The organism is Stenotrophomonas sp. LARHCG68, assembly GCF_052871705.1.
The window spans coordinates 577196-589624 of sequence record NZ_JBIXJV010000003.1 but is presented as its reverse complement, the minus strand read 5'-3'; the positions used below and the strand labels follow the sequence as shown (position 1 = coordinate 589624).

At 68.3% G+C, this 12429-nt stretch carries 11 protein-coding genes; 5 read left to right on the top strand and 6 right to left on the bottom strand.

Annotated elements, in window-relative coordinates:
* Positions 1 to 14 precede the first annotated feature (14 nt).
* From ACIPR8_RS13905 to ACIPR8_RS13895, 3 genes are all read right to left on the bottom strand, one after another.
* Positions 15 to 632, bottom strand: coding sequence for a glutathione S-transferase N-terminal domain-containing protein (locus ACIPR8_RS13905; protein WP_192286579.1), 618 nt, complete (start codon positions 630 to 632; stop codon positions 15 to 17).
* A gap of 102 nt (positions 633 to 734) precedes the next feature.
* The gene (locus ACIPR8_RS13900) at positions 735 to 1193 is read right to left on the bottom strand and encodes a cell wall hydrolase (protein ID WP_132862532.1); all 459 of its coding nucleotides are present in this window, start codon (positions 1191 to 1193) and stop codon (positions 735 to 737) included.
* A gap of 397 nt (positions 1194 to 1590) precedes the next feature.
* Positions 1591 to 3621, bottom strand: a complete 2031-nt coding sequence (locus ACIPR8_RS13895) for an oxidoreductase (protein ID WP_446541387.1) — start codon at positions 3619 to 3621, stop codon at positions 1591 to 1593.
* 252 nt (positions 3622 to 3873) lie between these two features.
* On the opposite strand from ACIPR8_RS13895, the gene ACIPR8_RS13890 reads away from it, so the two are divergent.
* Positions 3874 to 5853 (top strand): LTA synthase family protein, encoded by a 1980-nt coding sequence (locus ACIPR8_RS13890; protein WP_446541386.1) that lies wholly within the window; start codon positions 3874 to 3876, stop codon positions 5851 to 5853.
* A 40-nt stretch (positions 5854 to 5893) separates the two neighbouring features.
* Here the strand turns inward: ACIPR8_RS13890 and yczE are convergent, their stop codons facing one another.
* Together yczE and ACIPR8_RS13880 are read right to left on the bottom strand one after the other, a co-directional pair.
* Positions 5894 to 6514 (bottom strand): membrane protein YczE, encoded by a 621-nt coding sequence (gene yczE / locus ACIPR8_RS13885; RefSeq protein WP_192286576.1) that lies wholly within the window; start codon positions 6512 to 6514, stop codon positions 5894 to 5896.
* A gap of 101 nt (positions 6515 to 6615) precedes the next feature.
* On the bottom strand, positions 6616 to 7641 hold the full coding sequence (locus ACIPR8_RS13880) for a zinc-binding alcohol dehydrogenase family protein (RefSeq protein WP_446541385.1): 1026 nt from the start codon (positions 7639 to 7641) through the stop codon (positions 6616 to 6618).
* A gap of 383 nt (positions 7642 to 8024) precedes the next feature.
* Between ACIPR8_RS13880 and ACIPR8_RS13875 the strand changes: the two genes are divergently transcribed.
* The 4 genes from ACIPR8_RS13875 (at position 8025) to ACIPR8_RS13860 (ending at position 11024) form a co-directional block, all read left to right on the top strand.
* Entirely contained in the window at positions 8025 to 9128 is a 1104-nt protein-coding gene (locus ACIPR8_RS13875; RefSeq protein ID WP_192286574.1) for an OmpA family protein, read from the top strand.
* Positions 9129 to 9308: 180 nt separating this feature from the next.
* The gene (locus ACIPR8_RS13870; protein WP_192286573.1) at positions 9309 to 9812 is read left to right on the top strand and encodes a hypothetical protein; all 504 of its coding nucleotides are present in this window, start codon (positions 9309 to 9311) and stop codon (positions 9810 to 9812) included.
* 27 nt (positions 9813 to 9839) lie between these two features.
* The gene (locus ACIPR8_RS13865; RefSeq protein ID WP_446541384.1) at positions 9840 to 10652 is read left to right on the top strand and encodes a pseudouridine synthase; all 813 of its coding nucleotides are present in this window, start codon (positions 9840 to 9842) and stop codon (positions 10650 to 10652) included.
* Between the two features lie 84 nt (positions 10653 to 10736).
* Positions 10737 to 11024, top strand: a complete 288-nt coding sequence (locus tag ACIPR8_RS13860) for a hypothetical protein (RefSeq protein ID WP_132862539.1) — start codon at positions 10737 to 10739, stop codon at positions 11022 to 11024.
* Between the two features lie 148 nt (positions 11025 to 11172).
* Here the strand turns inward: ACIPR8_RS13860 and kbl are convergent, their stop codons facing one another.
* Positions 11173 to 12387 (bottom strand): glycine C-acetyltransferase, encoded by a 1215-nt coding sequence (gene kbl / locus ACIPR8_RS13855; protein ID WP_313254101.1) that lies wholly within the window; start codon positions 12385 to 12387, stop codon positions 11173 to 11175.
* Positions 12388 to 12429 lie beyond the last annotated feature (42 nt).

Sequence of the window (12429 nt, the reverse complement as noted above, 5' to 3'; positions counted from 1 at the left end):
TGGTGGCGCGGGGCTCAGCTCAGGCCTTCGGCCTGCATCGCGGCCTGCACCGCGGCGTCGGCGCGCAGGCGCTGCTCATAGCGGTCCAGTGCGTCCAGGCCGCTCAGGTCGACCTTGGTGCCACGGGCCCAGCGCAGGGTCACGAAGGCATAGGCATCGGCGATCGACGGGCGCGGGGTGCCGCCCAGCCAGTCGACCTGTGCCACGCGATCGTTGATGCGCTGGAAGTAGCCGCGCAGCTTCTCGCGCGCGTTCTGCTGGGTCAGCGCGATGGCCGCCTCGTCGCCCAGGTACTTGGTCGAACCGAAGATCGGGTGGAAGGCCGGATGAACGTCGGCGTTGACGAAGGACAGCCAACGGTCCACTTCGGCACGGGTGCGCAGGTCGCTGCCACCATCGAGCGCGGCCTGAGGGGCCTTGCCGCTGATGTAGTGCAGGATGGCGGCATTCTGGGTCAGCACCCAGCCGTCGTCCTCGAGCACCGGCACCGCACCGGCCGGGTTCCTGGCCAGGAATTCCGGCGACTTCATGGTGGCGTAGTCGACAACCTCCGCCTCGAACGGCAGGCCGGACCAGATCAGGGTGATGTGGTCGGCCAGCGAGCAGGCGCCTGGCTTGGTGTAGAGCTTCATGCGGGTCCTGGAGGAAAGGAATGGACCCGCATTATCGCCACAACCGGGGAATGACCGGTGATGGCGCGGTGGCACGCACTGTCCGGACGCTGGGACGCGGGCTCAGGACGAACGCGGCTTGAGCGACTGCACCTTATAGAAGGTGTGCCCGCCGATGGTGGCCACCTGGTAGGCGTTGCGCCAGCTCGGGCTGGCGATGGCGTGGGCGGCGAAGTGGCTGGCGCCCGGCACGATCTCCTTGCGCTCCCCGGCCGGCAGCGCCCAGTTGCGCTCGGCGGCGAAGGCCACGTCGACGGCTTCGGCCCAGGCGTCGTCATTGCGCAGTTGGGTACCCGGTGCCACCAGGGTGGGGGCGAACTGCTTGCGTGCCGTCACCACCTGGCACATCGAGTCCCCCCACAGGCCACTGTCGAGGCGGCGCAGGGCGACTTCGGCGACGGCCTGTTGGCCGCGCAGGGTCTGGTCGCGGGCTTCCAGGTAAACGGTGGTGCTCAGGCACAACGAGTCGGCTGCCGGCTGCGGCAACATCTGCGACAGCCAGAGAATCCAGGCCAGTTTCATAAATCTCCTTGCTCCGTGTGGGCCACGGCCGCCGGGTTCCGGATATCGGATGGAACCAGGGACAACCGCGACTTGGCGTTATGGGGAGGCGGCCGTGGCATCGGGGCCGCCCCGTGGGCGGCCCTCGATCAGATCGGGGAGGGCCGCGCCTTGCTCACCGGAACTGGTGGGTGAGCGAGAAGTGCGCGCAAGGTAGGGGGGCGATCCCAAACTTTTCCTGAATGCGGATTCTTGACATTCAGGTTTGTTGCAGGGGCCGGAACCGGCCGGCGGGACCGTTTTCGACCCCACCGCCCGGGCCGTGACTGTGCTTTGCATCACGGAAAAGACGGCAGTGCGTGCCGCACGGGCCGGTGACGCGGCGCCGCCGGACGGGTTGCCCGGCGTGCACGGCCCCTCAGAGTGCCGCGGCCAACCGGCTGCCCTGGTCGATGGCCCGCTTGGCGTCCAGTTCGGCGGCGACGTCGGCACCGCCAATGATGTGGACGCTGCGGCCCTGCGCCTGCAGCTCGGCGGCCAGGCTGCGCTGTGGCTCCTGGCCGGCGCAGATCACCACGGTGCCCACGTCCAGCAACTGCTCCTGGCCATCCACGCGGATGCGCAGGCCGTGGTCGTCCACGCCCAGGTACTCGACCCCGCCCAGCATCTGCACACCCTTGGCCTTGAGCGTGGCGCGGTGGATCCAGCCGGTGGTCTTGCCCAGGCGCGCGCCGGGCTTGCCCGGGCTGCGCTGCAGCAGCCAGACCTTGCGGGCCGGCGCTTCGGGCTGCGGCCGGGTGAGCGCGCCCCGGTTGCTGAAGCTCGGGTCCACGCCCCATTCGGCCATCCAGCGTGCCGGGTCCAGCGCCGGCGAAGGGCCTTCGTGGACCAGGAACTCGCCGACGTCGAAGCCGATGCCGCCGGCGCCGATGATCGCCACCTTGTCGGCGGCGTGGACCCGGCCCAGCAGCACGTCCAGGTAGCTCACCACCATCGGGTGATCGGCACCGGGGAAGTCCACCCGGCGCGGCAGGATGCCGGTGGCGACCACGACCTCGTCGAAGCCGGCCAGCGTGGCGGCGTCGGCGCGGGTGTCCAGGCGCACGTCCACGCCGGTGTCGGCCAGGCGATGGCGGAAGTAGCGCAGGGTCTCGTGGAACTCTTCCTTGCCCGGGATGCGCTTGGCGACATTGAACTGCCCGCCGATCTCGCCGGCGGCATCGAACAGGGTGACCTGGTGGCCACGCTCGGCCGCGACCGTGGCGCAGGCCAGGCCGGCCGGACCGGCACCAACCACCGCTACCCGCTTGGGCGCAGGGGTCGGGCGGTAGACGAGTTCAGTCTCGTGCGCGGCGCGCGGGTTGACCAGGCAGGTGGCGCGCTTGTTGACGAAGATGTGGTCCAGGCAGGCCTGGTTGCAGGCGATGCAGGTATTGATGGTCTCCGGTTTCCCGGCACGGGCCTTGGCCGGCCAGTGCGGGTCGGCCAGCAACGGGCGTGCCAGCGAGACCATGTCGGCGTGGCCATCGGCCAGCACCCGTTCGGCCACGTCCGGCATGTTGATACGGTTGACCGCCACCACCGGCACGTTGACGTGCGGCCGCAGCTTGGCGGTCACGCCGGTGAACGCCGCGCGCGGCACCGAGGTGGCGATGGTCGGAACCCGCGCCTCGTGCCAGCCGATGCCGGAGTTGATGATCGTGGCCCCGGCCGCTTCGATGGCCTTGGCCTGCAGCAGGATCTCTTCCCAGTTGCTGCCGTCCTCGACCAGGTCCAGCAGCGACAACCGGTAGATGATGATGAAGTCCGGGCCGCAGGCCTCGCGGATGCGGCGCACGATCTCCACGGCAAAGCGCATGCGCTTGCTGGCGTCGCCGCCCCAGGCATCGCTGCGCTTGTTGGTGCGCGGGGCGATGAACTCGTTGATCAGGTAGCCCTCCGAGCCCATCACCTCCACGCCGTCGTAGCCGGCCTCGCGGGCCAACCGGGCGGCGCGGGCGTAGCTGGCGATCTGGCGGTCCACGCCCCAACTGCTCAGCGCGCGCGGGGTGAACGGGTTGATCGGTGCCTTCAGCTTCGAGGGGGCCACCTGCAACGGGTGGTAGGCGTAGCGGCCGGCATGCAGCAGCTGCAGGCAGATCTTGGCGCCGTGCGCGTGGACCGCCGCGGTGACCGGGCGGTGCCGACCTACTTCCCAGGGCCAGGACAGCTTGCTGCCGAACGGCGCCAGCCAGCCGGCGATGTTCGGTGAAAAGCCGCCGGTGACCAGCAGCGCCGCACCGCCGGCCGCGCGCTCGCCGAAATAGGCGGCCAGCTTGGGGAAGTCGCGGCTGTGGTCCTCCAGGCCGGTATGCATCGAGCCCATCAGGATGCGGTTGCGGAGCTGGGTGAAGCCCAGGTCCAGCGGTGCGAACAGGTGCGGATAGGCGGTGTCGGTGGCTGGCGTCATCTTGGATACGCTTGCGTACGGAATGCCCCCATTCTGAGGGGCAAGACCGCCTTTTCTCAATCCTCGCCCTGGCACCCCGCCGGAACCGCCGGCGGGGAAGGCGCCCTGCCTAGCAAATGGTTGTTGCCAACGGATTACAATCCGTGCCGGCCGGCCGGGTTCCAGCGCTGGCAGGACAGGGGCGTCACTATTTTGAATACACAGATTTCTTCGCCCGCAGGGGCGAGGTTGTTCCCGCGCTTGTGGCTGCTGGTGGCAGGGATTGCCATGTTCGGTGCGGTGGCGCGGGTCTCGATGTGGCTGGCCTATGCCGGCGCGGGCCGGGGCAGCGAGCTGCTGTGGCCGGTGCTGTGGCAGGGCATGCGCTATGACCTGGTGGCCGGCGCGGTGTCCGCGCTGCTGGTGGCCCTGCTGGCCGCACCGCTGTGGTTATCGGGCCGGCGCGAGCAGGCGGTGCGCTGCGCGCAATGGCTGCTGGTCGCGATCCTGCTGCTGTTCGCGCTGCTGTCCATCTGCGAGCACTTCTACTACGCCTTCTACAAGACGCGGTTCGACCCGATCGTCTTCGGCATGTTCGAGGACGATACCGGGGCGATCCTGCAGACCGTCTGGGACGATTACCCGGTCGTCCCCGGCGTGCTGGCCCTGCTGGTTGCCGGCCTCGCGTTGGGCTGGCTGGTACCGCGGCTGGGGCAATGGCTGGGCCTGCGCTGGCCGGCCGGGTCCGGTGGCTGGGGCAAGGCCGCCGTGCTGGTCGTGCAGTGCGTGCTGTTGCTGCTGCTGGCGCGCGGTTCGGTGGGGACCTTCCCGCTGGTGCGTCGCGACGTCACCGTCTCGGCCGACCCGTTCGTCAATGCGCTGGTGCTCAACGCGCCGCTGACGCTCTACCGCGCCGCACGCGTGCGCGCCAAGGAAACCGACGTCGGCACCGACCCGCTGGTCGGCGTGCACCGGCTCGGCTTCGCCAGCCTGCAGGAAGCGGCCCACGCCGCGGGCCTGCCTTCCGGTGAACCGGGCCATGTGCGGGCCGCGCTGTTCCCGACCGCGCCCGGCACGCCGCGCCCGCTGTCCAGTTCGCCGCACGTGGTGGTCGGGTTGCTGGAGTCATTCGGCCAGGACCTGTTGTACAGCGACGGCCCCGGCAACGACATGCTGGGACGCCTGCGTGGCGAGCTCGCCCATGGCTACCGTTTCGACAACTTCATCGCCGGCCAGAACGGGACCCACCCGGAACTGGAGAACCTGCTGCTCGGGTCGCCGATCACGCCGCTGACCGTCGGCCGCAACGCACGCATCACCTTCGACAGTTCCGCCGCGTTGCCGTTCAAGCGCGCCGGCTACCGCACCGCCTTCGTCTACGGCGGTGGCAGCGACTGGCGCGAGATCGGCACCACGTTCACCCGCCAGGGCTTCGACCGCGTCTACGACGCGCGTGACATCCGCCAGCAGTTCCCCAAGGCCGATGGCACCGAGTGGGGCCTGTATGACGCCTGGCTGTTCCGTTTCGCCCAGGCGCTGCTGGCCAAGGCCGATGCCGATGGCGAGCGGCTGTTCCTGGTGTTGCTGACCACCAGCAACCACCCGCCGTTCCAACTGGACACCGCGCACCGCGCGCTGCCGCAGGATCCGGCGGCACTGGGCCCGCGCGCGCTGCCCGACACCGCCGAGCTGCGGCGCATGCTGACCACCTACCAGTACCAGGCCGACGAGTTCGGTGCGTTCCTGCAGACGTTGCGGGAAAGCCCGCTCGGCGAGCGCACCATCATCGCCGCGGCCGGCGACCACAACCTGCGGACCCACTACCGCTACGACCTGCCGGCCGAGCAGGTCGACGTGGACCGCGTGTTCGCCTGGCTGCGGGTGCCGCAGGCCTTCGCTCCCGCGGGCAGCGTGCCCGATACCCGCGCCTTCGCCGGGCATGCCGACCTGATCCCGACGGTGGTGTCGCTGGCATTGCCGGGGCAGTCGTACTTCGCCACCGGTCGCAACCTGTGGGGCGCCGCCGGGGACGGCGGCGATGCACTGGCCCAGTTCGATCGCCTGTACATTCCGCAGGGCGTGCTGTGGCCGCTCGCCACCCCCCAACTGCATGCGTGGAAGGACGCCCGTCACCTGGCCGTCGAAGGCGTCGCACCGGACGCGGCGAGCGCGGCCCGCGCACGCCGCGTCGCCGCCGGGGTGGCATTGCGCGATTGGTACATCCGCGACCAGGTGCTGCAGAAGCGGCGCTGAGGTCCGGTGTGTTGCCTTGGGCAATGCCGCGCGAACGGGCTCAGGCCCGGCGGCCGTCCGCGGCAGGGGACAGCGCGCGCTGGCGATCGAACAGCGGCAGGGTCAGCCCGCACAGGGGGCCGATGAATACGGCGAAGGCCAGCGTGCCCCAGCCGACGTTGCCGCCCAGCCACCATCCCAGCAGCAGCGCGCTGGCTTCGATCAAGGTGCGCACTTTCCAGATCGGCCACCCGGTACGTGCATGCAGCCCGGTCATCAGGCCGTCGCGCGGGCCCGGGCCGAATCGGGCGCCGATGTAGAGGCCGGTGGCCAGCGCCATCAGCAGCAGGCCGGCGGCGAACAGCAGGACCTGCCAGACCAGGCCACTGGCCGGCGGCAGCAGGTTCAGGCCGAGCTGCGCGCTGGGGCCGATCAGCAGCACGTTGAGTACCGTGCCCAGCCCGGGGCGTTGGCGCAGCGGCAGCCACATCAGCAGCACTGCCACGCCGATCAGGTTGGTGACCCAGCCGAACGACAGCCCGCTGCGCAGGGAAACGCCCTGGCTGAGCACGTCCCACGGGGCGATGCCGATGCTGGCACGGATCATCAGCGCAGAGGCGATGCCGAACAGGAACAGCCCGAGCAGCAGTTGCAGCAGGCGGGGAAAGAACAGGCGGGGCATGGACGTCGACCAGTGGCGGGCCGCCGCGCGTGCGACGGCCCTGCAGGAGGGGAGGCGGCATCGTCCGGCGACGCCGCCTGGCAGGCTGCAACGCGGCGGGGTCAGTCCCAGCCTTCCAGCGCCAGTTTGCCGATGGTGCGGCCGGACTCGAGTTGCTGGTGCGCCTGGCGCAGGTTCCGGGCGTTGATGCTGCCGAGCCGCCCGGTCAGCGTGGTGCGCAGTTCGCCGGCATCGATCAGGCTGGCAGCGCGGGTCAGGATGCGGTGCTGCTCGATCATGTCTGCGGTGCGGAAGCGGGCACGGGCGAACATCATTTCCCAGTGGATGCCGATGCACTTGGCCTTGTAGGGGTCGCCGATGCGCAGCGCGCCGGACGGCTCGACGATCAGGCCGACATGACCCTGCGGCGCCAGCAGCTCGCCGAGCTGCTGCCAGTACAGGTCGGTGTCGGCCAGGTTCAGTGCCGCGTCCACCTGGGTGATGCCCAGTGCCCGCAGTTGCGGGGCCAGCGGCTGGCGATGGTCGATGACGTGTTCGGCCCCCATCAGCCGGCACCACTGCACGCTGGCCTCGCGCGAGGCGGTCGCCACCACGGTGAAACCGGCATGCCGGCCCAACTGGATCGCGATCGAGCCGACGCCGCCGGCGCCGGCGATCACCAGCAGGGTCCTGCCGGCATTGCGGCGGCCATCCAGCTGGAACGGCATGCGCTGGAACAGCAGCTCCCAGGCGGTCAGGGTGGTCAGCGGCAGCGCGGCGGCTTCGGCGAAGTCCAGCGTGGTGGGCTTGCGCCCGACCAGGCGTTCGTCGACCAGCTGCAGCTGCGCGTCGCAGCCGGGGCGGGTCACGTCACCGGCGTAGTACACCTCGTCGCCGACCTCGAACGCGGTGACCTCCGGGCCGACCGCCACCACCGTGCCGGCGGCGTCGAAGCCCAGGATGCGGGCCGGGCTTTCCTCACCGGCCTTGGGCGCGCGCAGCTTGGTGTCCACCGGATTGACCGATACCGCCTGTACCTGGACCAGGATGTCCTGTCCCTGCGGGCTGGCAGGTGGGTCCACGGACAGGTCCTGCAGCGAATCGGGATCTTCGATGGGCAGGTAACGGGTCAGGCCGATCGCTTTCATGCGGGAAAGTTCCGTTGCAGGGGGGATCGCCGGATCATACTCAGCAAACGGTTCAGCTGGCGGTAACTGCGACGGCATTCCAGTATTTTCACGGGCTTAACGGACGAAATTGACCGCATTGCAGCAAAAAGCCGGGAAACCCTGCTGTGTCAGGCTCTTGCACGGGTTGATGAAGCTGTATACGGTGCGCTCAGCCGGACACGTAGAGGTCTGGTGGTCGCGCAATTTGTTATATGACCGTTAACATCGCCTTCACGGCCCAGCGCATAATGTGCACCGCGATGGCGTGCGGAAACGGCCGTCTCTGAACGCGACGAACGATATCGCTGTGCTGGACCATGCCTCTACCGGTTTCATACCCCCGAAACAAGGAGCTGTATTTCATGAACAAGAAGATCCTTACCGCCGCACTGCTCGGTGGTCTGGCTTTCGCCCAGGCCGCTTCGGCCCAGGAATTCGACGACCGCTGGTACCTGACCGGTTCGGCCGGCTTCAACTTCCAGGACGGCGATCGCGGCACCAACGATGCCCCGTTCGCCACGCTGGGCCTGGGTAAGTTCATCAGCCCGAACTGGTCGCTGGACGGTGAGCTGAACTACCAGAACCCGAACTTCGACAAGAACCAGGACCAGAACTGGTCGCAGTACGGCGTCTCGCTGGACCTGCGTCGCCACTTCATCCAGGAAGGCCGTGGCTGGAACCCGTACCTGCTGGCAGGCCTGGGCTACCAGAAGTCTGAAGAAGAGTACCTGACCCAGGCCGGCAACCTGCTGGACCGCAAGGACGGCAACCTGGCCGCCAAGGTCGGCGTCGGTCTGCAGACCACCTTCGAAAAGCGTGTTGCCGTTCGTGCCGAACTGGCCTACCGCGCTGACTTCGACGACAAGAGCATCGCTCCGTCGCTGGCTGGCGACGACCAGGATTGGTTCGGCGACGTGCTGGCTTCGGTCGGCGTCGTGATCCCGCTGGGCCCGGCCCCGGTTGCTGCTGTTGCTCCGGCACCGGCTCCGGTTGCTCCGAGCTGCGCTGACCTGGATGACGACGGTGACGGCGTCAACAACTGCGACGACAAGTGCCCGAACTCGCAGCCGGGTCAGACCATCGGTCCGGACGGTTGCCCGGTGCCGGTCTCCATCGACCTGAAGGGCGTGAACTTCGACTTCGACAAGGCCACCCTGCGTCCGGACGCTGTTGCGATCCTGAGCGAGGCCACCGAGATCCTGAAGCGTTACCCGGATCTGCGCGTTGAAGTTGCCGGTCACACCGACTCGAAGGGTACCGACGCTTATAACCAGAAGCTGTCCGAGCGCCGCGCCAAGGCCGTGTACGACTACCTGACCACCAACGGTGTGTCGGCTTCGCGTCTGCAGGGCCCGATCGGCTACGGCGAGAGCCGTCCGATTGCTCCGAACACCAATGCTGATGGTTCGGACAACCCGGAAGGTCGCGCCAAGAACCGCCGCACCGAGCTGAACGTCCAGAACTGATCGGACGCTTCACTTGATGCAATGCAAGGCCCGGCGAAAGCCGGGCCTTGTTTTTTTGCGCCGGCACCGTGCATGGCATGACGTGGATCGCAGTCAGCCGCAGACAGCTGCACGTAGCGGTTGAAAGCGGTGCGGGGGCTGCCTACACTCGCCGCGTTCTCTTCGCTAATGGAATTGCTGATGCTGCGTATCGCCCTGGCTGGTCTCGTCGTGCTGGCCGCTGTGCCGGCCGCCCACGCAGCAGTGGATTGCTCGGCGCCGTCGATGCAGCCTGCTCCGCTGCCGGCCACGGTGATCGCCCCGGTTGCCTCGGAGCTGTACGTGCGACCGGGCCAGCTGGGCATGCCGTCCGGCGTGCTGAGTTCGGCCGGTGGCGAGGAGCAGTCGCTGGACCGCGTGCTGATGCGCCTGCGCGTGGAAAGCTGCAACAACGTCGCCAGCGCGATCCCGGCCCGCCCGGCGATCAATGCCAATGACCCGGCCGCCTACAAGCCGCAGACCGAGTTCGACAACACGCCGTGGCGCTTTGACATGAGCCAGAACGGCAAGCGCATGACCGCCGAGGAGTTCGATGCCTGGATGAAGGCGCGTGGCGTGCGCGTGGTCAAGGCGCGCCCGGCCCCGGATGCGGCCGCCACCGCCGAGGCGGCACCGGCAGCGCAGCCGGCCACCGAAACCAAGTAAGGACGAAGGCGCCGTGCGCCGCTGCTGATGCGTCCGCGCAAGCCCACGTCTTCCTCGAACGCCCGCCCGGCCAAGCCAGGCGGGCGTTTGCATTCGGCCAAGGGCGCCGCGGCGACGCAGGTGCGGCACGGACTGGCGCGGGTGCTGTCCAAGGCCGGGGTGTGCTCGCGCAGCGAAGCGGCCCGGCGCGTGCTGGAGGGGCGGGTGAGCGTGGATGGGCGCCTGGTGCGCGACCCGGAGTTCCCCGTGGTTGCCGGACGCCACGTGGTGCTGCTCGATGGCCAGCCGCTGGTGGCGGAAAGACGCCTCTACATCGCCCTGAACAAACCGCGTGGCCTGGTGACCACGGTGCAGGACGAGCAGGGCAGGCAGACGGTATACCAGTGCTTCGACGGGGCGGGCTTGCCGTGGTTGGCGCCGGTCGGGCGCTTGGACAAGGCCAGCGAAGGGCTGCTGTTCTTCAGCAATGACCCGGAGTGGGCCGCGCGCCAGACCGACCCGGCGACGGGGCCGTTGAAGACCTATCGCGTGCAGATCGACGGCGTGCCGGATGCGGCGCAGCTGGCACGCATGCACGAAGGGATCGACGATGCCGGTGAGCACCTTGCCGCGCATTCGGTGCGGGTGCTGCAGCAGGGCGGACGCAACGCCTGGCTGGAAGTGGTGCTCGACGAAGGCCGCAACCGGCATATCCGCCGGCTGCTCAAGGTGCTGGGCTTCGACGTGCTGCGGTTGATGCGGGTGGCGATCGGCCCGGTGCAACTGGGGACGCTGGGCAAGGGGCAGTGGCGGGAGCTGGATGCCGCGGAGCTGAATGCGCTGCGCGCACCTGGTGGCTGATTTATTCCATAGAATTCAGTGAAATAGCTGGATTTGTTGCAGTGATAGATTAGACTGGCCCTCAGTTTTCCAGAGGTGATGGTCATGCAAGCTCTTATCCGCGTATCCGGAGTGTCGGTGTTGATGGGTTCGTTGGCGGCGATGGTGGGTTGCGCGTCGTCGGGCAAGCCGGTGGCACAGGTCGAGGAAAAGCCGATCACGGTGACCGTGCAGGAACCGACCGCCGAGAAGGATGCCTTGGGCAATTACCGGTTCCTGATGCAGCAGGGCGAGAACAGGATGAGCGCCGACCAGTTCGACGCCTGGATGAAGGCCAACGGCATCCGCGTGGCCAAGGGCGCGCCAGCGGCGGACGCGGCGGCCAAGAACTGATGCAGGTGAGGGCCTGGTGTGACGGGCCAGGCCTGGCAGGCGATGCCCGGGCAAATCGGTAAGGCGCCAGCGGAACCCGGCGCCGCACCAGCAGAAAAAGAACAGGCGCCCTGGGGCGCCTGTTTTCGTTTGTCGCGGTGGGGCTGGATCAACCCTTGATCACGCCCAGTTCCTTGCCGATGCGGGTGAAGGCATCGATCGCGCGATCCAGGTGGGCGCGGCTGTGCGCGGCGCTGATCTGGGTGCGGATGCGGGCTTGCCCCTTGGGCACCACCGGGAAGAAGAAGCCGATCGCGTAGATGCCTTCTTCCAGCAGGCGCTGCGCGAACTTCTGCGCCAGCGGCGCGTCGTACAGCATCACCGGGCTGATCGGATGCACGCCCGGCTTCACGTCGAAACCGGCGGCGGTCATCCTTTCGCGGAAATACGCGGTGTTCTCGCGCAGGGTGGCACGCAGGTCGTCGGCTGCGGCCAGCATCTGGAAGGCCTTGATGCCGGCGGCCACCACATGCGGTGGCAGCGAGTTGGAGAACAGGTACGGGCGCGAGCGCTGGCGCAGCAGTTCGACCACTTCGGCGCTGGCGCAGGTGAAGCCACCCAGTGCACCGCCCATGGCCTTGCCGAGGGTGCCGGTGATGATGTCGATCTTGTCGAGCACCCCCTTCACCTCGGCCGAGCCACGGCCAGTGTCGCCGAGGAAGCCGGTGGCGTGGCATTCGTCGATGTGCACCAGCGCGTTGTACTTCTTGGCCAGCGCGGTGATTTCGTCCAGCGGCGCGATGAAGCCGTCCATCGAGAACACGCCGTCGGTGGTGATCAGCTTGGTCTTGCAACCCGCAGCGTCGGCGGCCTGCAGCTGGGCTTCCAGGTCGGCCATGTCGCAGTTGGCGTAGCGGAAGCGCTTGGCCTTGCACAGGCGCACGCCGTCGATGATCGAGGCGTGGTTGAGCGCGTCGGAGATGATCGCGTCGTTCTCGCCCAGCAGCGGTTCGAACAGGCCGCCGTTGGCGTCGAAGCAGGCGGCGTAGAGGATGGTGTCGTCCTTGCCGAAGAACTCGGCGATCTGCTTCTCCAGCTGCTTGTGCAGGTCCTGGGTGCCGCAGATGAAGCGCACCGAGGCCATGCCGAAGCCGTGCGTGTCCAGCGCATCCTTGGCCGCCTGGATCAGGTCCGGGTGGTCGGCCAGGCCCAGGTAGTTGTTGGCGCAGAAGTTCAGCACGCTGCGGCCATCGTCCAGGGTGATTTCGGCCGACTGCGGGCTGGTGATGATGCGTTCGGACTTGAACAGCCCCTGCGCGCGGATGGTGTCCAGTTCCTCGGCGTAGTGCCGGGTGAGCGGGGAGGTGTTCGCGGTTGCGGTCATGGCAGGGTCTTGCGGCGGAAAGGAAGGCCGATTTTACCGGCA